This is a genomic window from Geobacillus sp. 46C-IIa (assembly GCF_014679505.1).
Classification (GTDB): Bacteria; Bacillota; Bacilli; order Bacillales; family Anoxybacillaceae; genus Geobacillus.
This window is the reverse complement of record NZ_CP061474.1, coordinates 1,204,532-1,229,733: the sequence shown is the minus strand read 5'-3', so window position 1 is coordinate 1,229,733 and position 25,202 is coordinate 1,204,532. Positions and strand designations below refer to the sequence as shown.

Sequence of the window (25,202 nt, the reverse complement as noted above, 5' to 3'; positions counted from 1 at the left end):
CCTATCAAGACTTTCAGCAAAGCTACCTATGTAATCGATTACAAAACCATCTTACATTGACTTGATTTCCTTCGTCAAGGGCTTAAATCTTTTTTTAGTATATAAACAAAGAAAAGGCATCCCAAAGAACAGGACACCTCTTCCCATTCTGATATTTGCGCACCAAACCGCTGTTAGGAAACCATATATTGCGCTTGTTACTGGGAAAAGCAACCTGTTGAGGCAGCCACTTCCCTCACACCTCCACCGTCTTCCCTTCCTCAACGACATGGTAAAGCAAATGCGCCAAATGGTGGATCGGACCGTATTGTTCCTCGCCGTCTTCATTCAATTCTTCTTCATCGGCGTATTCGAGGTCGTTTAAGTAGAGCGCCATAAACTCATAAAAGTCTTTCAACTCGAAGCTGTAGCACGCGCTCGGGTCTTCGCTTTCCTCCTCGTACTGGAGCATTAAGTAGGACACATTCCCTTCGTTGTCTTCGGCATCGAAAAAGACGAAATAGCCGATATTCGTGTCGAGGTCAAACAAGTGCCGCGTCCCGCCTTCCGTCGCCTTATCAAAATCCTCTTGGCCCAACTTGCCGACGTTCATCGCTTCCACGTCATCTTCACGGTGAAACTGGACCGTAAATGTTTTCAAGGTTGTCTCCTCCTTAAAAAATACTTAATGAGTATGTTTTCGCCAGCCGCTCAAGCAGCTTGATCCCGGTCAGGCTGTTTCCTTTGTCGTCTAGCGCCGGACCGAAAATGCCGATGCCGCACCGCCCGGGGACGGCGGCGAGAATGCCGCCGGAGACGCCGCTTTTGGCTGGAATGCCGATTTTAATAGCAAACTCGCCCGAGGCATTGTACATGCCGCACGTGACCATGAACGTTTTGCAAATGCGAGCGACATCAGCCTGCATGAGCGGCTCACCTGAATGCGGATCGCGGCCGTCAAGCGCGAGCACTAAGCCGATGCGCGCCAAATCAATGCAGGTCATTTCGATGGCGCACTGTTTCGTGTACAAGTCCATCAACTCTTCGACATCTTCATCGATAATGCCGTGCTGCTTCAAAAAATAACAAAGCGACCGATTTAAAAACGCGGTTTCAAACTCCGATTGAGCCACTTCTTCCGAATACGTGATCTGCTCGTTGCCCGCCAATCGGCGGACGAACACCAAGAGCCGCTCGAGCCGTTCTTCGACCGAACGGCCGTGGATCATGTGCGTCACCGCCAACGCCCCGGCGTTAATCATTGGGTTGAGCGGTTTGGACGGCTGCACTTCCTCGAGTTTGGCGATCGAGTTGAACGGGTCTCCTGTCGGCTCCATGCCGACTTTGCGGAACACTTCATCTTCTCCGTGATCCATCAGCACAAGGGCCAGGGCAAGAATTTTGGAAATGCTTTGCAGCGTCACCTTGACTGTCACATCACCGGCATCAACAACTTTTCCGTCTGCGGTGTACACGGCAATCGACAGCTCATTCGGATTCGCCTTGCCTAAGGCGGGGATGTAGTCAGCCACTTTTCCGTAGCGGGCGTACTGCTTCGCTTCTTCGACAAAGCGGGCTAGTTCTTCTTGATTGTACACAAGCATCACCGATCGTTAGTATCGCCTATTTTTTTCGTTTCTATGCCCAAACGCTTCAAACAGCAGAGGTTTCCGACGGGGGCGCTTTGCCCTCGCCAAACGGACCGCCGACAAAACACCGCCCCGCTCCTCCCAAGGTGGCAGCTTAAGCCTGCTGCTTGAACAGCAGCCGTTTTTCTTATTCTTCTTTTCAATTCGATTGCAAATCCGGGAAACAGACGGACAGGAATCGTCTCAGCGCGGACATACATCCCTTGATGGCGGAATCTCCCTTCTTCGAGCACATAAACATCAATCGTCTTTCTCAAACAACCTTGTTGTAGGCAGCGGAGAACGGTTTCAAGTATAATGAAAAAGAGGTGAGGAGCATGCAAGAAGCCATCAACATGTCCCCGTCCCCGTCATGGGAACATCAAATCGTTTGCGACAATCTTGTTTCCATGATCAAAGGAAAAAGCCCATGCCAACCGATTTCCAACTTATCCGTGAAACTCGAAAAGAACGGAAACGTGATGAACGAGTTTATCCAGCCGGATGTCGCTGTCTATTGTGAACGACCGGAAAAAATCATCGGTGGCTATAAGGGGCGGCCGCTCATTGTCATCGAAGTTGTCAGCCCGTCAACCTACAAAATCGATGTGACGCTGAAAAAAGATTTGTACTGTGCCTACGGAGTGGAAGAATACTGGATCGCCGACCCCTACAACAAAACGATCCGTCAGTGCACACGCGAACATGATCGATACGCCGAAACGATCATCGCCTGTGGCGAAATGTTCGATTCTGTCATCGGAACGATTGACACAGCGCTCGTGTTCCAAGGCGTGTAGAAAACAGGAAACGCCCGATATGGACGAAGCGAGACGGTCTGTCCGAAAGTTGCTTGATGTTGATGTCGAGACGGTCGTCTGTTACCACAGCGGAGTGTGCCGCGGCCAGATTCGTGAACAGTTGGAGCGAATCGCCCGATCGATGGCATAACCTCGTTTCACAGCACGGCCAATCCATGGCTTGTCGGATGCCGATGGCGCTCCACGGCATCCTTTTCTGACTTCATGGAAAATTAGCCATTGATCTTATCCCGTTTTTCTTGTATAATGAAGTATGTCTGATAAACCATTTCGGGATGTAGCTCAGCTTGGTAGAGCACACGCATGGGGTGCGTGGGGTCGCAGGTTCAAATCCTGTCATCCCGATCAAAAACCAGCCGGAAAAACGCCCGGCTGGTTTTTTTGTTCTCTCACGCGTTTCCTCCTCGTGACGCTGTTTTTCCCTATGAAATCAATCCGATTTTCTTTCCTGCCCAAGCGATGCGGTCAACAGCCCTATCAACGTCTTCTTCCGTCATGGCGGCGGTGACGGAAAAGCGAATGCGCGCCGTTCCCTCAGGGACGGTCGGCGGCCGGATGGCGATTGCGGCAATGCCCGCTTCCTGCAGCAGCTCGCTCATCGCCACAGCCTGGTCGTTCGGACCGACGATCACGGGAACGATCGGCGTCTCGCTGCCACCGGTGTCAAAGCCGAGCTGTTTCAGTTTCGTGCGGAACCGTTCGCTTAAGGCGTGCAGCCGCGTGCGCCGCTCCGGCTCGGATTGAACGATATGAATGGCCGCTTCATTGGCGGCCAGGACAGCAGGCGGCAAGGCGGTCGTAAAAATGAAGCTGCGGGCGCTGTTCATCAAGTAGTCGATCAGCCACGGCTCGCCGGTTGCATACGCTCCGAAGCTGCCGAGCGCTTTGCTGAAGGTGCCGATGGCGATCACATCTTCTTCCTTCTCAAGCCCGAAATGATAAAGCAGCCCTTCGCCGTTCGGCCCAAACACCCCGCCGCTGTGTGCTTCATCGACAATCAATATCGCGCGGTAACGCCGTTTCAACTCGACAAGCTCCGATAGTGGCGCCAGATCGCCGTCCATGCTGAAGACCGCATCGGTGACGATCCATTTTCGCTTGTCTGGCGGAGATTGTTTTAGCCATGATTCGAGCTGGTTGATGTCGTTATGCCGGTAGCGGAAACAGGCGGCTTTGCTCAGTCGGATGCCATCAATCAAACTTGCATGGTTTAACTGATCGCTAAAGACAAGATCATCTCGGCCAATCAACGCTGTCAACACGCCGATGTTGGCCGTATAGCCGCTGTTGAAAATAAGAGCCGCCTCTGCTTTTTTCCACTGTTTCAGCGCAGCTTCGGCCCGTTCGTACAGCGGATGGTTGCCGACGACAAGCCGCGATGCCCCCGCCCCAGCCCCGTACCTTTGCATCGCCTCGCAGCCCGCTTCAATGAGCCGCTGGTCATCCGCTAACCCTAAATAATTATTAGACGCTAAATTCAACATCGGCTTTCCGTTTAGGATGACCGAAGTGCCTGATGCCTCCGCTCGGCGCAGCTGGCGTTTTTGCGCTTTTTGTTTCAGCTCGTCCAATGCGAAAAGAATCTCCGTTTTCATCCTTACCCTCCTATATGTAAACTATTTATAAAATAAAGTTTACAATATAATCCACTAATTCACTAGTACCATCTTTATAGTTGATTCTATTGATTATTTAGAACAGTGTTTAGTTATGCAATTTAGCGGCTGCTGCAGCGAAGAAAAAAGGCGAGTCGCTGCCTATACGAGAAGTCAATCCTTTTTTCTCTTTATGCATAGCCGGTCCTTCAAAAAGTCATACTATATCTGTCTGAAACGCCCCTATTTCCGTTCATCTTGCGAACTAAGGAGGTGCTGAAGATGGATGCTCGTCGGGCGCAAGAAATCGCCTCATCGCCAGTGATGGCGAATGTCACGTACAACGGCCAGCGCATTTACATTGAGCATGTCGACCAGCAAAAAGGGATGGCAACAATCCATCCGCTTGACAATCCGAATCAAAAACAAAGCGTGCCGGTCGCCAGCTTAGAAGAGCATTCGTAACCACAAAAGAGCGGGAGAAGGAATCGTCCTTTCTCCCGCTTTTTTGTTAATCAGCCGTTACCTCTTCCCGCGTTTTATAGGCGTCTTGCACGGTTTGTTCCCTCATCGACGCGCGGCCTGCCGTCCGGGCATCAGCGGTGCGGACAGATTTGTCGCTGCGCTTGTTGTTCGCTTTTCTCTCCATCGCGATTCCCTCCTTCGTCTCTAGCATGCCCTGAATGACAAGAGGTTACTATCGCGAAGGAGCAAAAGAGCACTGCCCGATCTGATGGATGACTAAACGATCTTACACTTTTTCCAACAACTCGATCCGGTTGTGAAACGGATCGCGAAAGGAAAAACGCTTCACCCCTGGGATCGGTTTTTCATCTTGCGTCACGACGCCTTGTGATTCCAAATAACGGCGCGCGGCTTCGACATCTTCCACTTCAAACGCCGGGTGGCTTTTGCTGTTGTAGCCGTCGCGGTTTTCTGCTCCAATATGGAGCTCGATATCGCCGACTTTGTACCAAAGCCCACCGTTTGCCTTCAGCGACTCAGGTTTTTCGATTTCCTGAAAACCGAGCACATCCGTATAAAACGCACGCGCCTCATCTTCAGCGCCAAATGGAATACAAATTTGCACATGATCAAGCCGTTTGATCCGAATCATCGTTCCTCTCCCCCCTGTGCGAATGTCGGTTTGATCCGGCGGATGAACGAAACCGCAGCAACCGCCCAAATGAGCAGCACTCCCTCGACCACCCAAATGTTTTTGACCACTTTCGCCTGATAAAGCGCCGGCAAGACGTCCATCGCCGCATGAAGCAAAATCGCGTACAAGACATAACGGAACTGCCGCTGGCGCACGCCAAGCAAAACGAGGAGCGACAGCGCCACATGCACCGCCAAAGCAAACAGCCGTTCTATGCCGCCTAACGCGTACATCGCCAACGGTGTGTGCAGCACTTGTTCCTTGATCAGCTCCGCCTGGTCTGCGGGGAGCGACGGGGCGATCGTTTTGTCGAAGGCGCCTGATTGAATCAAGCTCAGAAGCACAATCGTGTTCACAGCGCCAAACACGCCAAGCAGCACTGCTTCCACCCCGCCATGCCCAAGCCCGAATGACAAGCCATCGCCATACGCCTGGTTTTGTTTCAACAGCCAGCGAAACCCGACATAACGGCCGATTTCCTCAAACACGCCGGCGGCCAGCGCGGCGTACAACACAAAGAGCAAGACGCTGTCCGTTCCTTTCAGCGCCGGCCGCCCCGGTTCAAGGACAGCGATGTGAAGCGCTTTTTCCAACACTTGTGAAAACACGAGAAAAATCAGCGCTCCGATGCCGAGCGCTTTCCACGAAAGCCACCCTTTTTTCTCCCGTACCATATGAGGCCAACTGGAACCAACAGTGAAATGGCAAGCTGCACCGCCGCACCGATCATTCCCACGTCCTCTCCCCCTCCCGCTTATTTATGAACGGTTGCGCTGTTCTTGCTGCTCATAAAGAAACGATTGAACGATGAGATACAAATTGCTGACAACGATGATGACGAATTTCCATTGGATTGTCAATGCCTTTTCCGACTTTTCACGTCATTTCCGAAAGAAATCTCCCAACCGAGGGAACGTGAAGGGCACAGCCCAGTGAGCAGGCGGGAAATGAATGTCGATTGCGACGTCAGCCAGGAGATCCGATAAGGTGAACAGACACCTTTGGAATGAAGAGAAGCATAAAGGGGCTTTGTGTGCGACTTCCCGTTCGGCGAACACGTGCAAGCTGCTTGAAGCCCCCGCTTCTAAGCGAAGCGTAGGTGGTGAGTAGCTCACCATCCCACATGCGGCGGCTGATCACTGTCTCCCCGATGAAAGAGAGGCGAACCGCCAAGCGCAGCCCCCTCCACTATGGGAAGAGGGAGCTTCTCATTGGCTTCTATTAAAACCCCGTCGGCCAAGCGGCGAGCAAACGCTCGCTTTTTTCGCGCTTCGATGTAAGCGAATATTCAAGTGTCTGGCAAAGGAATTTCCGCGTCTTTGCCGGATGGATGACATCGTCAATCAAATGTTTGCGCGCCGCCTCATACGGCGAGCTGTCAAACGACCACTGCTTGAGCAGCTCCTGACGCCGCTCATGCGGGTTATCGGCGCGTTCAAGCTCGCGGCCGTATACGACATTCACTCCAACTTCCGGACCGGTGAAATTGATTTCCGCGCTCGGCCAAGCGACGACCACATCTCCTCCCATACCCGGCCCGCACATATTGCCGTACGCCGCCCCGATGCTTTTGCGGATGACAACCGAGATTTTCGGGACGGTGGTTAGTGCCAGCGCCTGATTCCACACCATGATTTTCGTCGCCATTTTCGCTTTTTCCGCCTCGACGCTGACGCGAAACCCCGGAGTGTCATGCAAAAAGATAAGCGGAATATGATACGAGTCGCACAAACAAATAAATTCCGTCGCCTTTTGGCATTCCTGCGGCCCGGGCGCTCCTGCATATTGATTGGGCTGATTGGCGATGATGCCGACGACATGGCCGTTCAAATGTGCCAAGGTGGTGATCAGCGCTTTGCCAAATTGTTTCTGATACTCAAAATAATCGCCATCATTGACAAGGCAGGTGATGATTCGCCGCATATCATAGACACGGCTCCGTCTGTCCGGCAAAATCGAAAACACTTCCTCCACCATCCGGTATGGATCATCGTCCGTCTTCCGCATCGGCGGCCGCTCGTTCGCATTTTGCGGCATGTATGAAAAAAATCGTTTCAGTTGCTCGATGCATTCCTCCTCTGTCTCGCCATCGGCGTCAATCTGTCCGGTATATTGATGGTGGATGTCGATGCCCCCAAGCTCTTCCGGAGCAACGCGCTGCCCGTTTGCTAACTCAAGCATACGCGGCCCCACGATCGCCATGCATGTCCCCTTCAGCTGCGTGACAAAATCGCAACTCACCGCCGTCCATGTCGGACCGCCGTAGCTGTCCCCCAAAATCGCGGCCATCGTCGGCACTTGCCGGTAGTGAGTGAGCAGCTCGTGCGGAAACAGTTTATCGCTGATCCCGTCCGACCCCATTCCGTCCGGCATGCGCAACCCGCCGCCTTCATGGAGGAAAAACATCGGCAAGCCGTTTCTTACGGCCAACGCATGCATCTGCCGCGATTTGCGCAAATGAACGCTCCCCTCTGTTCCCGCGAGCACCGTCTTATCTCCGGCAATAATGACCGCCGGGCGGCCGTTCACTTTGCCGATGCCGGCGACAAGCCCATCTCCATACGTTGTTTCTGCCAAGCCGGGCTGGTCGGACGCGTTCAGCCGTCCAAACTCGATAAAGGTTCCTGCATCCACAAGCCTGTCGATCCGCTCTCTAGCAGTTAGCAGCCCTTTCTCGTGCTGCTTGGCGATGTTCTCCGCGCCGCCGCCCAACGCGGCGCGCGCTTTTTTCGCCATCAGTTCGTCTGTTAATTGCCGCAAATTTTCCATCATAATCCCCCCTTTTTTAGAAAAAGCGGGGCGGCTCGCGCCAAACCCCGCCGCTATGTTATTCCCGTGGCAGCAGCTTTCGCAATACTTTGCCTGACGGCGTCGCCGGCAATTCATCCATGAACTCGATATAACGCGGATACTTGAACGCCGCCATATTCGTTTTCGACCATTCGATCAAGTCCGACGACGCCACCTTTCCTTTGTACGAATCGTGAAGAACAACAAACGCTTTCGGCACTTCCCCTTTCATCGGGTCAGGCACGCCGATGACCGCACATTGTCTAATGGCCGGATGCTCGTTCAACAACGCCTCGACGTCTTCTGGAAAGACGCTGTAGCCGGACACTTTGATCATCTCTTTCATCCGCCCTTGGAAATACAAATAGCCGTCTTCATCGACATACCCGATATCACCGGTGTACACCCACCCGTCTTTCAACGTCTCGTTCGTCGCGTCATCGCGGCGAAAGTAGCCTTTAAAGACACCTGGATTTTTCACGACAATTTCCCCTGACTGTCCAGGCCCAAGCTCCCGTTTCGTTTCCGGATCGATGATGCGAATGTCCGTCTCGTACGTCGGAATGCCGCACGAGCCGAATTTCACGCACTCATCCGGCATAAACGTGTCGCACGTATGCGTCTCGCTCAGGCCGTAGGCGGCTTCGTACAATAGGCAGCCCCCAGTCGCTTCCGCCCACCGCTCGGCAAGGTCTCTCGTCACTGGCAGTCCGAAGCTTGTTGCTAAGTTGCGTTTTAAGCTGGACAAATCCGCATTGACGGCAGTGAGCCCCTGCAGGATGGCTGCGTTCATCGGAGCGATGCTGTACCATGATGTCACCTTGTACGTTTCAATCGCCTTGATCGTTGCCAGCGTATCGAAGCGAGCGAACAATATGCACGGATGACCGGTGTACACCGGCGTATTCAGCCCCATCACCATCCCGGCGATATGGCAAAGCGGGGAATGGGCCATCAACACTTCCGCTTGTTCGGTCAGTCGGTTCGCCTGCGCGGACGCCGCTGTCTTAAACAGCGCATTGCCATACGTCAGCATCGCTCCTTTCGGCCGCCCGGTCGTGCCGGATGTGAAAATGATCAGCCCGACATCGTTCCATAAATCAATGGCTACGGCCTCCTCAAGAGGTGGATAAACGTCAATAATGGCCGCAAAATCGTCCGCACCGCTCATCGGCTCCTTCGGCCGCGCAAGCTCGGTGCAAAGCGGGATCTCCCCAGATGGATCGGCGCAATCCCCGTAGTGGCACGTGACGATAAACGACAACGGGGCTGTTTGTTGTTCGGCTTGTCGAACGCGCAGCACTCCTTCCTCTCCGGTGATGATGCCGACAAGCGGCACTTCAGCGAAAAAATAGGCGAGCTCGGATTCCCGGTACATCGGATTGAGTGGGACAACAATGCCGCCGAGCTGCTGAACAGCGAAGTGCGCGATGATGTATTGCGGGCAGTTTTGCATGTACAAAGCAACATAGCTCCCTTTTCCCACCCCTTTTTCCCGCAAATAGCGGGCAAAACGGCGGACGTAATCGAGCAAGGTTCCCCATGTCATCACCTTGTTGTAGAAGATGTACGCCGTCCTGTCCGCCTCCTGCTCACCGCGATGGCGCAAATAGCCGTACAGAGGCTGTTCACCGAGCCCATAGCGGAGCGCCTTCGGCAGCCCGCTCGGCCAATATGGGCGTGTTTCGTTCATCCGTTTCACCATCCCTTATTGAAATACTGAATGGTTAGTATGTTCCTTGGTAGAAAACGCTTTCAAACACTTGTTCATGCCTCCTGCTTCATCCATATGATCATTTCGACGTCATTCGCTTGTTTTCCTTTTTCGAACAACCAATCATTTTCTCCGACATGGCAAACGGCCGCCCCCTTCCACGTTGGAGAAGGAGCGGCCGTTAGGAAAAGGAGGAAAGCCCGGCGCAGCTTACGCAGCTTGATGGCAGTCATTTAGACGCTGCGGCTGGACGGTGTGGACGATGCGTTTTATCCGTCCACCAGTGACGGAGATATGGCAACACCCAATGATCGAAACCGTAGCGTCCCGCATTGGCTCCGGCGACGAGGATCAAGACGGTGAGCAGCACCATTTGCGGGTTCGTGCTCGTCGTGCCTGAGAACATGAAGGCGAAGTTCATCACCGCTCCCATGAGTGCGGCAAAAGTCGTAAACAATCCGAGAATCAGTGCGACCCCGACGAGAAATTCACCCCATGGCACGAGGAAGTTGAACAATCCGACATTCGGCAGCGCTGCGTTTTCGATAAAGGCCGCCCACCAGCTTTGCACGGCCGGGTGTTCGCCCGTGGCCTTCGCCAACGCTCCTTTTAAAAATCCGGTGGCGTCAAACCCTTGCGTGATTTTTTCCCACCCCGCCACCATCCATAGCGGCAGCGGCCGCTGAAGCAATACGGTTGAACATTGAAGAGCTAGCCATTCCACATCGCTTATCACCCGCTGCCAACGGCGTCACCGTCAGGGTCGGAGCCGCGATCGCCATCCCGCAGCCAAATGAGCACGCTAAGGCGCTTCTTTCCCTTGCCGATCAGGCGCTATACCGGGCTAAACAAAACGGGCGCAACCGGGTGGAAATAGCCTGTCCCGCTCGCGGTTGAACCTCCTTCCCTTTTTTCTAGGCGCGCATACAATGGCCATAAACGGTTTTTACGGAAAAAGGGGATGGAAAATATGGCCATTATTAACGGCACCCAGTATATCGAGCGCATTGACAATCTTCGGTCAAATGTATGGATCAACGGCGAGCAGGTCGAGAGAAATCTGTCAAAGCACCCGGCCTTCGCCGGCGCGATCCGAAGCCAAGCGCGCCTATACGATGCCAGCATGATCCAACGAAGCAGCCGGTGCTGACGTTCCGCACATCGACGGGGGAGCTGGCCGGCGCGGCGTTCTTGCGGCCGACGACAAAAGAGGAGCTCGAACACCGGCGTCTGGCGTTCCAAGAATGGGCGCGCCTGACAGCGGGGATGATGGGTCGATCTCCCGACTACATGAACACCGCCGTGATGGCGCTCGCTTCCGCGGCCGATTTTTTCGGGCAGCAGCACCCGTCCTACGCCGAACATATCGAACGCCTCTATGAGCGGGCGATCAAAAACGACTTGTCGTTCACCCATACGTTTGTCAACCCGCAAGTGAACCGTTCCCTCGGCTATATGGAAGAAGACGGCGAGCCGATCGCCGCCAAAGTGATCCGCGAAACGACAGACGGACTCGTCATCAAAGGCGCGCGCCTGCTCGCCACCCAAGGCGGCATGACCGACGAACTTCTCGTTTTGCCGGCCGGCGGGACGCTTCTTGGCGATGAGTACATGTACGCGTTTTCGATTCCGAGCAACACACCGGGGTTGAAGTTCATCTGCCGTCCTTCTTTTGCTGCTGGCGCCTCTTCGTTTGACGCCCCGCTCAGCGCGCACTTTGATGAAATCGACGCCATTGTCGTATTTGACGATGTGCTCGTTCCGTGGGATCGGATCTTTTTCTACAAAAACGCATGGGTGGCCAAAGAGCTGGATGAAGAAACCCATTTGGCGATTATGCTCCTGCACCAAGTGTTGGCGCGGCGCATCGTGAAAACCGAATTTTTCCTTGGAACGGTGGAGCTGCTCAGCGAATCCATCCAAATTGGCGGATACCAGCATGTGCAAGAAAAAATCGGGGAAATCGCCGCCTCCCTTGAAGCGCTTCGGGGGATGCTTCTCGCCGCCGAGCTCCAAGCGAAACCGGACCGACGCGGCACCATGGTGCCCGATCCTGCCCCGCTTTACGCCGCTGCCTTTTTGTATCCGCGCTTGTACCCGCGTTTTGCCGACATCGTTCAGCTGCTTGGCGCCAGCGGGCTTGTCTGCCTGCCGACGGAAGCAGACTTTTCCTCCCCACTCCGCGCGGATTTGGACCGGTATTTGCAGGCAGCGACGCTTCCGGCCGAACAGCGGGTGCAGCTGTTCCGCTTCGCCTGGGATTTGGCGATGAGCGCCTTCGGGACGCGGCAGACGCTGTACGAACGGTTTTTCTTCGGCGATTCGGTCCGGTTTGCGACAACCTTTTACCATCGCTGCAACCGGGAAGCATGCGCCCAAGTGGTGCGACGGTTTTTGGACAGCGAACAACGTTGACAAAACGGCAGCAAACACAGCACCGGACCGGCATAAACGCCCGCCTTTTCTCCAAAGAAGCGGGATATCATCAAGCGTTCAGTGCAGAAAAAAGGTGTCCCGCCTCTTTCAGGACACCCTCATGCTCATGGATTGACGCGATCGATCACATCGTCCGCTGACGATCGGGAAACAACAAGCTGAACAGTACCCCGGCCGCCAGCGCAATGGCAAACGTCGTAAACCGTGAACTGATGATGGCCTCAAGCGGCGAGGAAATCCAGATGACCGTGCTGAGAAACCCGGCAAGGATCGTGGCGATGACGCCGATGCCGGAATACCGTTTCCAGAAAAAGGACAGTAAAATCGCCGGTGACAACGTGCAGCCGATTCCAGCCCACGCCCAGCTGACAACGAGATAGACGAGCGACTCGGATGTCATCGCCAGCACCAAACCGAGCAGTCCGGCGATGACCACCACCGCGCGGGAAAGCGCGACAAGCTGCTTTTCCGACAGACGAAGGCGCAAAGAACGGCGCGCAATGTCTTCGCTAATGGCGCTCGTGATCACTAGCAGCTGCGAATCGGCCGTTGTCACGATGGCGGCCAAAATGCCGGATAACAGCAGCCCGGCCAACCATGGCGGCAACAAGTCCAACACCATTTGCGGCAGCACCGTCTCGACATCGGTGAATGATTGTCCTTGATAAAGGGCAATCGCTGTCAGGCCGATCAAAAACGCTCCGCCATACGCCAATAATGTCCAAACGATCGCCACCGTTTTGGCCGTTTTCGCCTCGCGGGCGTCTTTCAACGCCATGAAGCGGACGCTCAGTTGCGGCTGCCCGCCCAGATAGCCGAAAAACCAAGCAAAATTGTTAAACAACAATAGCCCAAGCGCAACGCCGGTCACTCCCCCCGTCCATGAATCAAGGCCCGGTTTCGAGTGATGAAGCGCTTCACTGATCGACAATCCACCACTATAAATTTCCACTAACGCCACAATGGGCAAAATTACGAGCGTCGCCAGCATGAGCACACTTTGAATCATATCCGTCCAAACGACACTGACAAACCCGCCGGTGTATGACAAGATAATGACAATCGCGACACTGATGACCATGCCAAGCGCTGGGTCGATATGAAACACGGTAAACAGTGTCTTGCCCGCTCCGGCAATTTGCGCGCTGAAATAAAACATCATAAAGCTAAAAATAAGGACGGTCGCAAGCCATAAAATCGTTTGCCCATGCGCGCCAAACCGTTTCGCCAAATAGCCGGGCAAGGTCAGCGCGCCGTATCGCTCCGCCTCTTGGCGAAACCGGTCGGCCAAAAAAAGCCAGGCGCCAATAATGCCGATCACAATGCCCACCGCTACCCAAATCGCGGAAAGACCGCTCGCAAACACAAACCCCGTGTAGCCAAGCAACAGCCACGCCGATTCCCCTGTCGCCCGTTCGGAAAAAGCAAGCGTCCAACCCGGAAGCTTTTTTCCGCCAAGCAAAAAATCGCTATGGCTCATCTCTTTTTTTCCATACCAATAACCAAGGGCTGCCATCACGAGACAATACAGCACGAGCTCCGCCAAGATGAGGCCATTCATTGTTTCTCCCCCTCACTATATTGTTCGCCTCACGACACCACCGCCCGCCGTTTCCCCCCCCCGTAAAAAAACCGACATTGCCATCGAACGAGGACGACAATGCCGGTGCAGCCAATAAAAGTGCAGCTTCATGACTTATTTATTTCATTACTACCATTATGATGATGAGAAGCGATTTATGCCGGTTTGCTTTTTTAAATTTTAACTCAACTCGTTGTCACCTTTCCTTATCTTTAGGCGGTCATCACGTTTCGTTGTTCAAAAAGTTGCGAAACGCATTGTCGTGTAATAAAGTGGACTTGACACCAAAAAAAGGAGTGAACGATATGGATCGCTGGGAAAACGAGTTGCACAAATACGCTGAATTGGCCGTGAAAGTCGGCGTCAACGTCCAACCGGGGCAGACGCTGTTCGTCAACGCTCCGCTCGAAGCGGCGCCGCTCGTTCGGAAAATCGCCAAAACGGCGTATGAAACGGGAGCGAAACACGTGTATGTCGAATGGAACGATGAGGCGCTTACATATATCAAGTTTCACCACGCCCCAGAGGAAGCGTTTTCCGAATATCCGATGTGGCGGGCAAAAGGGATGGAAGAGCTCGTCGAACAAGGAGCGGCCTTTTTGTCGATTTACGCCCCGAACCCCGACTTGTTAAAAGATGTTGATCCGAAGCGGATCGCAACCGCTAATAAAACGGCCGCCCAAGCGCTCGCCAACTACCGGAGCGCCATCATGGCCGACCGGAACTGCTGGTCGCTCCTGTCCGTCCCGACGGCCGCATGGGCGCGAAAAGTATTTGGCGATCTGCGTGATGAAGAAGCCATCGACAAATTATGGGAAGCGATTTTCCGCATCGTCCGCGTCGACCAAGACGACCCGATCGCCGCTTGGCGTGAACATAACGATCAGCTCGCCCGCCTCGTTGACTACTTGAACAACAAACAATACAAACAGCTCGTCTACGAAGCGCCAGGCACCAACATCACGGTCGAGCTCGTCGACGGGCACATTTGGCACGGCGGCGCGGCGACAAGCCAAAACGGGGTGCGCTTCAACCCGAACATGCCGACCGAGGAAGTGTTTACAATGCCGCATAAAGACGGCGTCAACGGCACGGTCCGCAACACGAAGCCGCTCAATTACAACGGCAACATCATCGACGGCTTCACACTCACCTTTAAAGACGGTCAAGTCATCGATTTCAGCGCTGAAGAAGGATATGAGACGCTCAAACATTTGCTTGATACCGATGACGGGGCGCGCCGCCTCGGCGAAGTCGCCCTCGTGCCGCACCAGTCGCCCGTATCGCTGTCCAATCTCATTTTTTACAACACGCTGTTTGACGAAAACGCCGCCTGCCATTTTGCGCTTGGCAAAGCGTACCCGACGAACATCGAAAACGGCGCGGCGCTGTCCAAAGAAGAGCTTGACCGCCGCGGCGTCAACGACAGCCTCGTCCACGTCGACTTTATGATCGGCTCGGCCGAGCTGAACATCGACGGCGTCACTAAAGATGGCAAACGCGAACCGATTTTCCGCCGCGGCAACTGGGCGTTTGAACTGAAATCGTCTGTCTGATCCGTTCAAAAAAGGCTGTTTCCAAGCGATTTGACTCGCCTTTCGGAAACAGCCTTCCTTTCTTTCGAACGGCCGGGCGCTCGGTTCATGCCGAACCTGCCCGACGGTGATATTCCTCTTGCAGCGCCTTTCTTTCCTTTTCCGTCCGTTTCATGACGTAAACGACCCCGATGAGGAAAAGAATGAGCCAGAGCACAAGCCCGTATTGACCGACGCCAAGGAAAACCGCCAACTTCACGCTCACATAAAGAGGGATAAACCATAATGTGACAAGCGCAACAAAGATGTACTGGGAAACGAATGCATTTTTCTTCCGTTCATTCCTTACTGCCAAAATGGTGATGTGGCGCAACAACACGCCGCACATCAACAAAACAAACAAAAGAAACCATAATGAATCGTTCATAGCTCGTCCCTCTTTTCTAAGGAGAAATGCAGCGGGCGTGTGTTTGTGGGGCAAGAAATATCGGAAACATTCGAACAATATCTAATCATATCGTACCATAACGGACCGCCATGTTCTATATAAAATTACAGAAAAAAGAAGCTGCCCTTACGATCCGTTCTTGAGGGCAGCTTAGAAAACGAGGCTCATTTCAAATGCCGAGCTAGCGCATGACGAGTCCGCCGTCGACAAACAACGTTTGTCCGGTCATAAAGCGGCTCCAATCAGACGCTAAAAAGAGAACCGGCCCGGCGACATCTTCAGGAGCAGCGATTCGGCGCAGCGGTGTTTGGGCGATCAGCATTTCCTTCACTTCTTCCTTTGTCCGCCGGCTGGCGTCCGTCGGGTAAACTAAGCCGGGAGCGACACAATTGACGCGGATGCCAAACGGACCAAGCTCCGCCGCTAAGTTGCGGCTGTAGCCGACGAGCGCCGCTTTCGCCGTCGTGTAGTCATGATACGGGACGACCGGGCGGGCGACTAAGTCTGTCACAATATTAACAATGCTCCCTCCGCCTTGCTTTTTCATGATCGGAATCACTGCCTGACACATATAATGCGTCGAGCGCAGCGCGCCGTCCAGTTGCGCTTGATAATCTTCCCACACAAGCTCCCACGCCAGTTTGCGCTCGTCGGGGTCGAATACATACGGCGCGAACGCGTTGTTGACGACGACATCGATTTTTCCTGTCTCCATCATCACTTGCTCGATCAGCTGCTTAACCGACGCTTCTGAAGTGACATCGGCCTGGACGGCCCAAGCGTCGCCGCCAAGTTCAATGCAGGCGGCGGCCACTTGTTCCGCCGCCTGCTGATTTTGCAAATAGTTGACGACGACCGTCCCATGTTCACGGGCAAACGCGCGGGCGATGGCCGCGCCGATGCCCCGGCTCGCACCGGTCACAACGATCACTTTTCCTGAGAACATCCCCATTTTCGTCCTCCGTTATTGTTTTGGAAGCAACTCATTCGTGACAACTTCCGCCATGTTGATGTCGTTTTTGATTAAGCCTAACTTTTTGTACGTGTCCGCAGCTTGTTGCAGCACGTTCACATCAAGCGCCCCTAACCCTTTTTCTTCCGTCAATGGCGAAACGCTCGACGCATTTCGCAACTGGATGATTTGTAAGTTGCGTTGCTCGTCCTTGCCATCGATGGCGTATTTGACGGCTAACGCCGCCGCTTCCTCCGGGTAGTCGATCATCCATTGGGCGCTGTTTCGATACGCTTCTAAAAACTTTTGCAACAACTCTTTTTTCTCGTTGTACGTCTTCTCGGTAACGACAAAGACGTCGCTCGGGATATTGAGATAGTTTTTCACTTCAATGACGTTGACGTCCCCTAATCCTTTTTGTTTCGCCACAATAAGCCCGGTATCGGTCGCTGCTGTCGCATCCACTTGCCCTTGCATAAGCGGGGCAAAGTTTAGCAAACCGGTTTCGACAATCGTCACATCGTTTTCCGAAAGCCCGGCTTGATGCAACAGCACTAATAAATTTTGCCGCGTTCCGCTCGATAAGCTGTACACGCCGATTTTCTTTCCTTTCAAGTCTTCCGGTTTCGTGATTTGTTTGTCTTTTAACGAGACGACATTGAAGACGTTTTGCGGATAAATATTATAAATGACCTTTAATTTTGCACCTTTATCTAACGCAAAAAACAGTGAACCGGGATCCGTAAAAGCGATATCGGCTTGTCCAGAAAGAATGTTTTTGATCGCATCGCCGCCGCCGGCGCCAGGAATGAGCGTCACATCCAAGCCTTTTTCTTTAAAAAAGCCTTTTTCTTTTTCCGCCAGCAAGTTCGTTTGCTCGGTGATCGGTTGGCTCCAAAGAGCCACACGCAGCTGGTCTGTTTTTTCTTCTTTCACCTTTCCCGTCGTTCGGCCCGCCTCCCCCTGTTTCTGCCCAGCCGCACCGCAAGCGGCTAAGAACAAAGCGATGGCTAGCAGCCATACGGTGACTGCCGTTTTTCGTCTCATTTTCTTGTCTCCTTTTCATATGGTTTTACTAATCGTTTTTCAAAGAAATGAACGATTTGGTAGAGTGCCATGCCCAACAGCGTCAATAAAAGCAAGACAGAAAACATAAGCGGGGTGTCCATCATCCCTTGGGAAGCGATAATCATCGCTCCCAGCCCTTCGCTGGCGCCGATAAATTCGCCGACGACCGCCCCGACGACCGCCAAGACGACGGCCACGCGAAAACCGGCGAAAATGCTCGGCAGCCCGGCGGGAAGTTTCAAATGAATGAGCGTTTGCCAGCGCGTCGCGCCTAACACGCGAAACAGTTCGAGTTTGTTCCGATCCGTATATTGAATCGCCGTCACCGTATTTTCAAGCAAAGGGAAAAAACAAATCAAGGCCGTAATGATTACTTTTGAGGTCATGCCGAAACCGAACCAAAGGATAAACAACGGCGCCAAGGCGAGTTTCGGCACGGCCTGGCTGGCGACGACGTACGGGAAGAACAAGTTGCGCAAAAATCCAATTTCCCCCATGAGAATGCCGATGATGAGGCCAAGGCCGCTTCCTAAGCCCAAGCCAAGCAACACTTCCAGGCTTGTCCGAACGATGTGCGGCCAAAAATAGCCGGTCCTTATGCCATCAAAAAGTGTCGCGGCGACGACCGACGGCGCCGGCAAAACGAGCGCCGACATTTGCCTAGCGGCCAGTTCCCAGCCGAGAAGAAGCGCAACGAACAAGACTAGCGAATAAACGGGCGCCCTGTTCATCGCTTCACCCCCTCCATCGCCTGCCGCACGTGAAAACTAAGCTCGTTAAACCGCAGCTCATAGCGCATTTCCAACGTTCGCGGTTTCGGAAGGTTGACGTCGAGCGCATAGACAATCTTCCCGGCGGCCATGACAGCGATGCGATCCGCTAAATATACGGCCTCGGCAATATCGTGGGTAATGAACAAGACGCTTGTGTTTTGCAGCCGGCAAAGCGTCAACAAGTCATCTTGCAATTCTTCGCGCGTAATGGCGTCCAATGCCGCAAACGGCTCGTCCAAAAACAACAGCGCCGGCCGTTGAATGAGGGCTCTGGCAATGGCCACCCGGCTTTGCTGGCCGCCGGACAATTGAGCCGGGTAATGGTCGCGGTAGGCGGACAACCCGACTCGCCCGAGCAAATCGTGCGCCAACTCGTAATCTTCCTTCGCCGGTTTTCGCTTGAGCGAGATCGGCAGCAAAACATTATCGACGACCCGCTTCCATTCAAGCAACGTCGGCAATTGAAAAACATAGCCGATCGAAGGGGAAGGTTTCGTCATTTTTTCGCCTCGCAAATAAACGGCCCCTTCATCCGGCTGCAACAGGCCGGCCGCAAGCTTTAACAACGTCGTCTTGCCGCAGCCGCTTTTCCCGACGAGGCAATGGAATTCCCCTTCATTGATCGTCCAACTGACCCCGTCGATCACCGGTGTCAACCCTTGGTAACGATACGTCACACGGTCTAGCTGCAAAAAGCTCATCCTCATTTTCCTCCTTAATCGACATAAGGAGCGAACTGTTCCGCATACGCTTCAGCCGCCGATTCAATGTCGACCATTTGCACAAGATCGCGCAAATTAAAGCGCCCATCATGATGCCAGCCCGCTTCAGGGGACGTCATATGCCCGAGCGCTGTAATGCGGGTGACACCCGCTTTTCCTAACTGCTCCGCCCATTCGAACAGCTCTTTTGGCGAAGCGGCCACCCCCGCCGTCTGCAAAAATACCCGATACGGGGCGATTTCTGCAATCACTTGGGAAATGTCATCAAAGGCGACAATTTTTACGGCCCGGTTTAGGCAACTCGCGGCAAACCCCCGGCATTCCGGTTCGTAAACAACCGTCCAGTCTCCCGCTTCGTTTCCGAGCACTTCCTTTTCCTTGTTCGCCAGCACGCCCAATTCTTCGCGCTGCCGCCAACTTGCTTGCGCCGCCATTTCCTCAAGGGAAAGAGGGCGCCGCGGAAACCGTTTCGCAAAACAGTTCAGCTCGTGGGCGACATAGCGTGCAAACTCTTTTGGCGACACGCTTCCGCCAGTTTGCACATAAAACAGATGCGGCGAATAACACCCTTGCTGGTCATAGCGCATGATATCAAACGCCGCCTGATGGGCAGCCTGCCACGCCTTGCGCGCATCAAGACAGGAGCGGGAAATGAGGCCGAAACTCACTTTATGCCCAAACGGCAAAAATCGGGTCGTCACCGGAAGGCGGCGCTGCATCTCTTCGAGCGACGCATTGCTTCCATAGCCGACAACAACGTCAGCTTGCCCAAACACGGCACGCTCCCTCTCGACATCCCCGCCTTTCCACCAAACAACAGCGAGGCAATCGGCCAATTTCGGCTCCACCTCCACTAACAAGCGGGCAAACCAACCGGCAAATAACGGCTCGGCGCTCGACACTTTCCCGATCATTCCCGACTTCACCAACAACCCGGAAATGAAGCTCCATAACGGCAGCGCCGGCACGTTTCCCGCCCAAACGTGAACGATGACATCCGGGCCGACCGCTTTGGAAAAGCCGCCTTTGGCCCGCGGTTGAAAATCGTCAAGAAGCAGCGGATTTTCCAAGTCCTCCACAAGAAACCGTTGCAGCTGCGGCTTGCGGAACGTTTTGAAATACGAAGTCAACCCTAAACGGACCATTTCTTCATCATAGCCCGTCACAATCGGCAGCACTTGTTCCGCCTTTTGCCGGTACGGATGGCGGCGGTCCAACAGCTGTGCCATCACCCGGTCAAGCAAGTCGATGATCTCCGTCACCGAAAGCGATTTGAGAAACTGGGCGCTGGCTTGTTTCACTTTTCTCACCACTTTGTTCAGCTGCTCGACCGTTAAAAGAGGAACTTCCACTTCGACTCTTTCTCCGTTTTTTTCAAACGTTAACACACGCGTTTCAATCGGTTCATCCCCGATGCACGGGAGATAGCCGGCATATTCTCTCATTCGGATGTCCCCTTTGCCGCGCGGATGAATTCTTCGACCGCGATCGAGCAGCCTTTCGCTTCCGCCCCTTGCACCCGGCCGAGCAATAAGAAGCCGCCGTCTGTTTCCACGCCCATATCTTCCGTCAAAATCGTCGTTACCGAGTTAAAGTTGCCGAGATCGCAATGAACGAGGACACCGCGTTCTCCTTTCGGCATCTCTTCTCCGGTCAACGGGTGGATCACCCTTGTGCGAATCCAATGCGGCCCCGATTTCACCGACGGAACGGTCCCATTTCCGTCATCATAAAATTGCGTGCTCAGCTCGGTCATCCCATACATGTTGATGCACTCGCGGCGCGGGACGCCAAGGAACGAAGACAGCGTGTCGTAAAACTCGTCCAAGCCCATTTCCCGCGACTGATTTTTAAAGCCGCCTGTATCAAGAATCCGGCTCCCTTCCGGCAAGCGGAACGTTTTGCCGCGTTTGGCGAGCTCCTCAAACAAATGAACGAAGCTAAACGAAGCGCCTAACAGGGCGTACGGCTCACCTGACTGTTCCGCTTGTTCCAGCTCAGCAAGAAGCCGGTCGATATCAAGGCCATCCCGATTGACAAAATACTGGCTGTCTTCCGTGCCAAACACATTGACAGCGAGCGCTAAATAATGGGCGAGCGAAGAGTTCGGCAGCTCGTCTTCTGTCGGAAAAAGAATGCCCATTTTGATTTTGTTGTGCTCTTTCATGAACCGCTTTTGAAAATTGACGATCATTGACTGATCGTACACGCTTAACGCCGGGTGGTAATGTTTCCCGCGCACTCCTTTCGTCGTGCCGCTCGTCATAAACACGCGCTCAGCCTGTTCGGGAGGAACACAACTTAACGTTAATTCTTTAAAGGCGTTAATTGGCACAGCCGGAATGTCCCGCCACGTTTTCACCGTTCTTGCCGTTTTTCCTTTTTGCATGCAATATGTACGATACGGAACATTGTTTTCATATTGGTAGGCAAACAGCATGAGCGCATGCTCATTGAATTCTTCCTCTGTGGACGTTTCTTTATTGATCAACTGAAGCAAGCTTTCGATCATTTCTTGTTGTGTCATCTTTCCCAACCCTTTCCGCTCGATCGCGCATTTCAATCCAATGCCAAAAAGCACTTTGCGCGCAGGCAAAGTGCTTATGTATACTCTCTTTCCCTGCGCTGGCATTATCCAACAGGTTCAAACGGTCAACGGCGGATTAGCCGTACTCTCAGCCTGATTCCACAAGCTCCCGTAAACGTATGATCTTTTTACAATCAAAGTCTACTCTCTAGAAAAAAAGAATGCAAGAAAAAAAGCGATGGAAGCATCCCCCATCCCTTCGTATCAACGTCCACGTATAGCAGGAGCCAGCGGTATTCGCGGCACGATAAGAAAACCGCAACCGTTCTTGCTCGTCTTTGCCCAAAGCAAAACTATGCCCTTCCATCGGTGGTCGTTGTCCTCCGTTCTTGCTTTGCATGTCTGAAGGGAAGAAAAAATCGGCCGGTGTCCGGCCGATTTTTTCTATACTTGAACCGCCGCAGAAGCGGCCTGCGCCAGATGCTCGCACTGCCGCAAACGAATGCCAAAGAGAACAAGCGGGTCGCGGTACGCCTCCGGATTTGTGCGCATCTGTTTTAACTCCCTTTCTTGAGCGGCAATTTCGAGCTCCAATCGTTCCAACGTTTCGTTTAACACGGCCGACGGCGCTTGGAAAAACTGGGCGATGTCGCGCTCAAGCGATTTGGCAAACCATTCAAACGGCAGCAACAACTGCTCGGCAACCGTTTCCGCCACATCGGTGTAATCTTGCGTTTCGATCAGCTGCTTATACTTTTGCGCCAACATCGCCTTATTTTGCGTGAAGGCGCCAAGCAGTTTGCCTGCTCCTTTCAACAGCAGCTGCCCCGGCGTCCGGCGGAGGAAAATGTTCAGCTTATCAATTTGTACCCCGCCTGCAAGCCGATCGATATCACGCTGCCAATCGGAAAGGATGCGGAAATCACATTCAAGCTTCAGCCGCTCCTCGCCAAACATGGCGTTAAACCCTTCACCCATTTCATATAAAAACGCCTGACATTCGTCAAATTCCTCTTTTGCCGCGGCAATCCACGCTTCCATGGCGCGGTGCAGTTTCGGCAATACCTCTTCATCGATATAAGCGCGAAGCTGTTTGTTCACTTGATCATTCAGTTCAAGGTGAAGGCGGGCAAAGTCGCTGTCTTCGCGCACAAAGTCGGCCGACTTGCGCAACATGTCAGGAATCGCCGTTGCCAAAGCCGCCCGCGTCTCTTCCAAAACCGCGCGGAACGTTTTCACGATTTTCGCCGTCTTTTCTTCTTGCTGATCGCCGAGCTGGTGAATCGCCCCGTTCAGCTTGGCGGCCATTTCCTTTCTCCACACGATCGACTCCGCCAACCGGCTTTCCGCCTCAGCCCGCTGTCGGAACAAATGGGCAATGAACTGGCGAATCGTCGCCAATATCGCTTCTTCCCGACGTACGGAAGACCGGTGATGACGCACTTCGCCAAGCAAGTCAACGAGCGCCTGCTGCTGCTTGCGGCTTGGCGCGTGCGGCGAATAGACGATCACGTTCGCCCCGGGAACGATGGTGCGAATGTGCGCTTCAACTTCTCGGGCGATCCGCAACTCCTCCTGCTCATCGATCATCCCGTCACCCGGAGGAAGCAAAAAGTGAATCGGCGTGTACGGCACCCGCTCACAAAGCTGCAGCACGAGCTGTTCATCGACACTCGAAAACGGGTCATCGCCGTTCAGAAGGAAAAGAATGCTATCGGCGAGCGGGAACGACACAAGCGCCTCATGATCGGAAGAGGCGCGCCCGCCAAGCGGACCGATGTCCAGCAAAGCTACCTCTTGCGGCACGAGCGAAAGCGGCGCTGTGCACTCGATGACCGCATCGTCAGGAAAGCGGCTTCCCCGTCCCCCTGATGCTTGTTGAAACTCATCGATGCTTGCAAAAACAGTAAACTGTTCATCGCTGATTTTCGCCACTTCGATCTCGCCGCCGTTTTTCCAAACGAGCACCGGAGCGGACGGCGCCACTAACGCCGCTTCGCCGACCACCGTGCGCAAAAACGCCAGGCGTTCATTTCGCGACGCCCCGGCGACAAGAACGCGGTGCGTCCGCAGATCGGAAAGCTGCCGCACGAGCCAGCGGAAGCGGAAATGCGAACCTGCGTGCTGCGCCTCGGCCCAGTCGGCCATTTCTTCAAATAGCGCCACGCCCGCTTCCCCTGATTGCCGATCCGCGCAAACAAGCTGTTTCGCGGCGTTTTTCACCGTTTCATCATCAAAGCCTTCCGGGAATTTCTCACTCCATGCCAACAAGGCGGCGGCGGCCGTCGCCATCCCGCGCCCGTCGGCCAAATTCACCCAGCTTTTTAAGAGCAGCGGCACGACCTCAACGAGCTCTTTCAACCGATACGGCCCTCGCACTAACCCGTCATACGCCCGAGCTAAAAGGGCGGGGATTCGCTTCCACTCATAATCACGGCCAATCGCCAGCTCATCGTAAAGACGGTTCCATTCCGCCAGCCACGAAAAATACACATCACTATCTTGATAACCGTTCCACAACGCCTGCACTAACCGCTCAAATTTTACCCGATCGGTTTCGTACAACAGCGTCAAACACCGTGAAAAGCGCGCGGGCGCCATCATCCGCGCATGCCCCTGTTCCACATAGCCCGTTAAAATGTCCGCCCAACGACGCGCCGACGTCCGCACCGCTTCTCCTAAAGCGAGCTCGATGGCGCTTCCCCAATCGCCTTGTTCCTCGAAAAAGACGCGGGCCCATTCAGTCATATTTGGGTAATCCGGGTAAAGCGCCACCCCGCGCTTAATCATTTCGTCCGCTTTTTCTCTTTCACCGAATTCGCGATAGAGCGAAAATAGGCGCAAGATGATTTCCGCCTGGAGCGTTTCACTTTCCGCTTCAATCGAGCGGTACAGCTCTTCGGCGAGCCGAAGCTGTCCAAGCTCATAGTAGCTGTCCGCGATGTTTTTTTGCGCCCATGGGCGCAAATCGTTATGGACATTTTCCCATTTGAAAATGGCAGTCTCATAGTCGCGGCGATGGAAATACACTTCCCCTTGAGCAAAACGAATGGACGACAAATCAGCCCCATCTCGGTACGCAGCGAAGAACATGTCCCCGAACGTGCCGACAAGGTCCCGCTCTCCTCCATCGATTAACGTTTCATAAAACGTTTTATGAACAAGTTGCTGTTCGAACCCCATATCCATCACCTGATTCACGTATTTGCCATGCATGTTCATTGTATGGCACGTTTGATGATTTTATTTCTATCCTATACATTTTAACAAACTTTCGCCGCCATGAACGTTTCAATTTGTTTTCATTTGCAAGACAAAACACCGCTGTTCCATTTACGAAAAAAACTTCTGCGACCGCGGTGAGCGTGCGATGACAAAGAGAGAACGATCGGCAAGCCCGACCGAGCTTACCAAGGAGGCCGAAGCGGCTGTTCTTCTGTCCATGGATTATTCGAATGATGATTTGAATTAAA

Annotated in this window: 22 protein-coding genes, 1 tRNA gene, 2 pseudogenes and 1 riboswitch; of the genes and pseudogenes, 7 read left to right on the top strand and 18 right to left on the bottom strand. The window is 53.6% G+C overall.

Annotated elements, in window-relative coordinates:
- Positions 1–235: 235 nt before the first annotated feature.
- Entirely contained in the window at positions 236–640 is a 405-nt protein-coding gene (locus tag IC803_RS06310) for a cytosolic protein (RefSeq protein ID WP_081210167.1), read from the bottom strand.
- A gap of 13 nt (positions 641–653) precedes the next feature.
- Positions 654–1,583: a glutaminase A gene (glsA, locus tag IC803_RS06305; RefSeq protein WP_081210203.1), complete on the bottom strand. Its 930-nt coding sequence runs from the start codon at positions 1,581–1,583 to the stop codon at positions 654–656.
- 362 nt (positions 1,584–1,945) lie between these two features.
- On the opposite strand from glsA, the gene IC803_RS06300 reads away from it, so the two are divergent.
- The 3 genes from IC803_RS06300 (at position 1,946) to IC803_RS06295 (ending at position 2,773) form a co-directional block, all read left to right on the top strand.
- Positions 1,946–2,407: a Uma2 family endonuclease gene (locus tag IC803_RS06300; RefSeq protein ID WP_081210169.1), complete on the top strand. Its 462-nt coding sequence runs from the start codon at positions 1,946–1,948 to the stop codon at positions 2,405–2,407.
- Positions 2,408–2,426: 19 nt separating this feature from the next.
- Entirely contained in the window at positions 2,427–2,558 is a 132-nt protein-coding gene (locus IC803_RS18355) for a hypothetical protein (RefSeq protein WP_255396854.1), read from the top strand.
- 141 nt (positions 2,559–2,699) lie between these two features.
- A tRNA-Pro gene (locus IC803_RS06295) sits at positions 2,700–2,773 on the top strand.
- 77 nt (positions 2,774–2,850) lie between these two features.
- Here IC803_RS06295 and bioF read toward each other — a convergent pair.
- Positions 2,851–4,023 carry an 8-amino-7-oxononanoate synthase gene (gene bioF, locus IC803_RS06290; RefSeq protein ID WP_081210171.1) on the bottom strand — a complete coding sequence of 391 codons (1,173 nt, stop codon included), beginning with the start codon at positions 4,021–4,023 and terminating at the stop codon, positions 2,851–2,853.
- 282 nt (positions 4,024–4,305) lie between these two features.
- Here bioF and IC803_RS06285 point away from each other — a divergent pair, with 282 nt between their 5' ends.
- Positions 4,306–4,488, top strand: coding sequence for a small acid-soluble spore protein H (locus tag IC803_RS06285; protein WP_063165651.1), 183 nt, complete (start codon positions 4,306–4,308; stop codon positions 4,486–4,488).
- 46 nt (positions 4,489–4,534) lie between these two features.
- On the opposite strand, the gene IC803_RS06280 is transcribed toward IC803_RS06285, so the two are convergent.
- The 6 genes and pseudogenes from IC803_RS06280 to IC803_RS06255 form a co-directional block, all read right to left on the bottom strand.
- Entirely contained in the window at positions 4,535–4,672 is a 138-nt protein-coding gene (locus IC803_RS06280) for a hypothetical protein (RefSeq protein WP_190304273.1), read from the bottom strand.
- Between the two features lie 102 nt (positions 4,673–4,774).
- Entirely contained in the window at positions 4,775–5,140 is a 366-nt protein-coding gene (locus IC803_RS06275) for a VOC family protein (protein ID WP_063165650.1), read from the bottom strand.
- A pseudogene (locus tag IC803_RS06270) lies at positions 5,137–5,918 on the bottom strand (YhfC family intramembrane metalloprotease). The gene IC803_RS06275 and the pseudogene IC803_RS06270 overlap by 4 nt, the downstream one beginning before the upstream one ends.
- Positions 5,919–6,403: 485 nt before the next feature.
- Positions 6,404–7,951 carry an acyl-CoA carboxylase subunit beta gene (locus tag IC803_RS06265; RefSeq protein ID WP_081210173.1) on the bottom strand — a complete coding sequence of 516 codons (1,548 nt, stop codon included), beginning with the start codon at positions 7,949–7,951 and terminating at the stop codon, positions 6,404–6,406.
- Positions 7,952–8,009: 58 nt separating this feature from the next.
- Positions 8,010–9,665 carry a class I adenylate-forming enzyme family protein gene (locus IC803_RS06260; protein WP_081210205.1) on the bottom strand — a complete coding sequence of 552 codons (1,656 nt, stop codon included), beginning with the start codon at positions 9,663–9,665 and terminating at the stop codon, positions 8,010–8,012.
- Positions 9,666–9,915: 250 nt separating this feature from the next.
- Complete coding sequence (locus tag IC803_RS06255; RefSeq protein WP_081210177.1) at positions 9,916–10,410, bottom strand: DoxX family protein; 495 nt, start codon at positions 10,408–10,410, stop codon at positions 9,916–9,918.
- On the opposite strand from IC803_RS06255, the gene IC803_RS18485 reads away from it, so the two are divergent.
- Both IC803_RS18485 and hpaB read left to right on the top strand, forming a co-directional pair.
- Positions 10,383–10,583, top strand: a complete 201-nt coding sequence (locus IC803_RS18485) for a diguanylate cyclase domain-containing protein (protein ID WP_158083297.1) — start codon at positions 10,383–10,385, stop codon at positions 10,581–10,583. The two genes, IC803_RS06255 and IC803_RS18485, sit on opposite strands and share 28 nt — an antisense overlap.
- A 73-nt stretch (positions 10,584–10,656) precedes the next feature.
- Positions 10,657–12,101 (top strand): annotated as a pseudogene (hpaB, locus tag IC803_RS06245) (4-hydroxyphenylacetate 3-monooxygenase, oxygenase component).
- 145 nt (positions 12,102–12,246) lie between these two features.
- Here the strand turns inward: hpaB and IC803_RS06240 are convergent.
- Positions 12,247–13,683, bottom strand: a complete 1,437-nt coding sequence (locus IC803_RS06240) for a sodium/proline symporter (RefSeq protein ID WP_081210179.1) — start codon at positions 13,681–13,683, stop codon at positions 12,247–12,249.
- 326 nt (positions 13,684–14,009) lie between these two features.
- Here IC803_RS06240 and IC803_RS06235 point away from each other — a divergent pair, with 326 nt between their 5' ends.
- Positions 14,010–15,260, top strand: coding sequence for an aminopeptidase (locus IC803_RS06235; RefSeq protein WP_081210181.1), 1,251 nt, complete (start codon positions 14,010–14,012; stop codon positions 15,258–15,260).
- An 85-nt stretch (positions 15,261–15,345) separates the two neighbouring features.
- Here the strand turns inward: IC803_RS06235 and IC803_RS06230 are convergent, their stop codons facing one another.
- From IC803_RS06230 to IC803_RS06195, 8 genes are all read right to left on the bottom strand, one after another.
- Positions 15,346–15,666 carry a hypothetical protein gene (locus IC803_RS06230; protein WP_081210183.1) on the bottom strand — a complete coding sequence of 107 codons (321 nt, stop codon included), beginning with the start codon at positions 15,664–15,666 and terminating at the stop codon, positions 15,346–15,348.
- Positions 15,667–15,868: 202 nt separating this feature from the next.
- Complete coding sequence (locus IC803_RS06225) at positions 15,869–16,639, bottom strand: 3-oxoacyl-ACP reductase (RefSeq protein WP_081210185.1); 771 nt, start codon at positions 16,637–16,639, stop codon at positions 15,869–15,871.
- 12 nt (positions 16,640–16,651) lie between these two features.
- Positions 16,652–17,686, bottom strand: a complete 1,035-nt coding sequence (locus IC803_RS06220; protein ID WP_081210187.1) for an ABC transporter substrate-binding protein — start codon at positions 17,684–17,686, stop codon at positions 16,652–16,654.
- Complete coding sequence (locus IC803_RS06215; protein WP_081210189.1) at positions 17,683–18,438, bottom strand: ABC transporter permease; 756 nt, start codon at positions 18,436–18,438, stop codon at positions 17,683–17,685. Before IC803_RS06215 ends, IC803_RS06220 begins: the two co-directional genes overlap by 4 nt.
- Positions 18,435–19,181, bottom strand: coding sequence for an ABC transporter ATP-binding protein (locus tag IC803_RS06210; RefSeq protein WP_081210191.1), 747 nt, complete (start codon positions 19,179–19,181; stop codon positions 18,435–18,437). The genes IC803_RS06215 and IC803_RS06210 overlap by 4 nt, the downstream gene beginning before the upstream one ends.
- A gap of 14 nt (positions 19,182–19,195) precedes the next feature.
- Positions 19,196–20,647: an acyl-CoA reductase gene (locus IC803_RS06205; protein ID WP_081210193.1), complete on the bottom strand. Its 1,452-nt coding sequence runs from the start codon at positions 20,645–20,647 to the stop codon at positions 19,196–19,198.
- Positions 20,644–21,729, bottom strand: a complete 1,086-nt coding sequence (locus tag IC803_RS06200; protein WP_081210209.1) for a LuxE/PaaK family acyltransferase — start codon at positions 21,727–21,729, stop codon at positions 20,644–20,646. The genes IC803_RS06205 and IC803_RS06200 overlap by 4 nt, the downstream gene beginning before the upstream one ends.
- A gap of 73 nt (positions 21,730–21,802) precedes the next feature.
- A riboswitch (TPP riboswitch) is annotated at positions 21,803–21,912 on the bottom strand.
- 261 nt (positions 21,913–22,173) lie between these two features.
- Complete coding sequence (locus IC803_RS06195; RefSeq protein ID WP_081210195.1) at positions 22,174–24,951, bottom strand: GTP-binding protein; 2,778 nt, start codon at positions 24,949–24,951, stop codon at positions 22,174–22,176.
- Positions 24,952–25,202 lie beyond the last annotated feature (251 nt).

Coding starts and splice junctions, on each gene's coding strand:
- glsA (WP_081210203.1), bottom strand. CDS start 1,583: ATGCTTGTGTACAATCAAGAAGAACTAGCCCGCTTTGTCGAAGAAGCG.
- IC803_RS06300 (WP_081210169.1), top strand. CDS start 1,946: ATGCAAGAAGCCATCAACATGTCCCCGTCCCCGTCATGGGAACATCAA.
- IC803_RS18355 (WP_255396854.1), top strand. CDS start 2,427: ATGGACGAAGCGAGACGGTCTGTCCGAAAGTTGCTTGATGTTGATGTC.
- bioF (WP_081210171.1), bottom strand. CDS start 4,023: ATGAAAACGGAGATTCTTTTCGCATTGGACGAGCTGAAACAAAAAGCG.
- IC803_RS06285 (WP_063165651.1), top strand. CDS start 4,306: ATGGATGCTCGTCGGGCGCAAGAAATCGCCTCATCGCCAGTGATGGCG.
- IC803_RS06280 (WP_190304273.1), bottom strand. CDS start 4,672: ATGGAGAGAAAAGCGAACAACAAGCGCAGCGACAAATCTGTCCGCACC.
- IC803_RS06275 (WP_063165650.1), bottom strand. CDS start 5,140: ATGATTCGGATCAAACGGCTTGATCATGTGCAAATTTGTATTCCATTT.
- IC803_RS06265 (WP_081210173.1), bottom strand. CDS start 7,951: ATGGAAAATTTGCGGCAATTAACAGACGAACTGATGGCGAAAAAAGCG.
- IC803_RS06260 (WP_081210205.1), bottom strand. CDS start 9,665: ATGAACGAAACACGCCCATATTGGCCGAGCGGGCTGCCGAAGGCGCTC.
- IC803_RS06240 (WP_081210179.1), bottom strand. CDS start 13,683: ATGAATGGCCTCATCTTGGCGGAGCTCGTGCTGTATTGTCTCGTGATG.
- IC803_RS06235 (WP_081210181.1), top strand. CDS start 14,010: ATGGATCGCTGGGAAAACGAGTTGCACAAATACGCTGAATTGGCCGTG.
- IC803_RS06230 (WP_081210183.1), bottom strand. CDS start 15,666: ATGAACGATTCATTATGGTTTCTTTTGTTTGTTTTGTTGATGTGCGGC.
- IC803_RS06225 (WP_081210185.1), bottom strand. CDS start 16,639: ATGGGGATGTTCTCAGGAAAAGTGATCGTTGTGACCGGTGCGAGCCGG.
- IC803_RS06220 (WP_081210187.1), bottom strand. CDS start 17,686: ATGAGACGAAAAACGGCAGTCACCGTATGGCTGCTAGCCATCGCTTTG.
- IC803_RS06215 (WP_081210189.1), bottom strand. CDS start 18,438: ATGAACAGGGCGCCCGTTTATTCGCTAGTCTTGTTCGTTGCGCTTCTT.
- IC803_RS06210 (WP_081210191.1), bottom strand. CDS start 19,181: ATGAGCTTTTTGCAGCTAGACCGTGTGACGTATCGTTACCAAGGGTTG.
- IC803_RS06205 (WP_081210193.1), bottom strand. CDS start 20,647: ATGAGAGAATATGCCGGCTATCTCCCGTGCATCGGGGATGAACCGATT.
- IC803_RS06200 (WP_081210209.1), bottom strand. CDS start 21,729: ATGACACAACAAGAAATGATCGAAAGCTTGCTTCAGTTGATCAATAAA.
- IC803_RS06195 (WP_081210195.1), bottom strand. CDS start 24,951: ATGAACATGCATGGCAAATACGTGAATCAGGTGATGGATATGGGGTTC.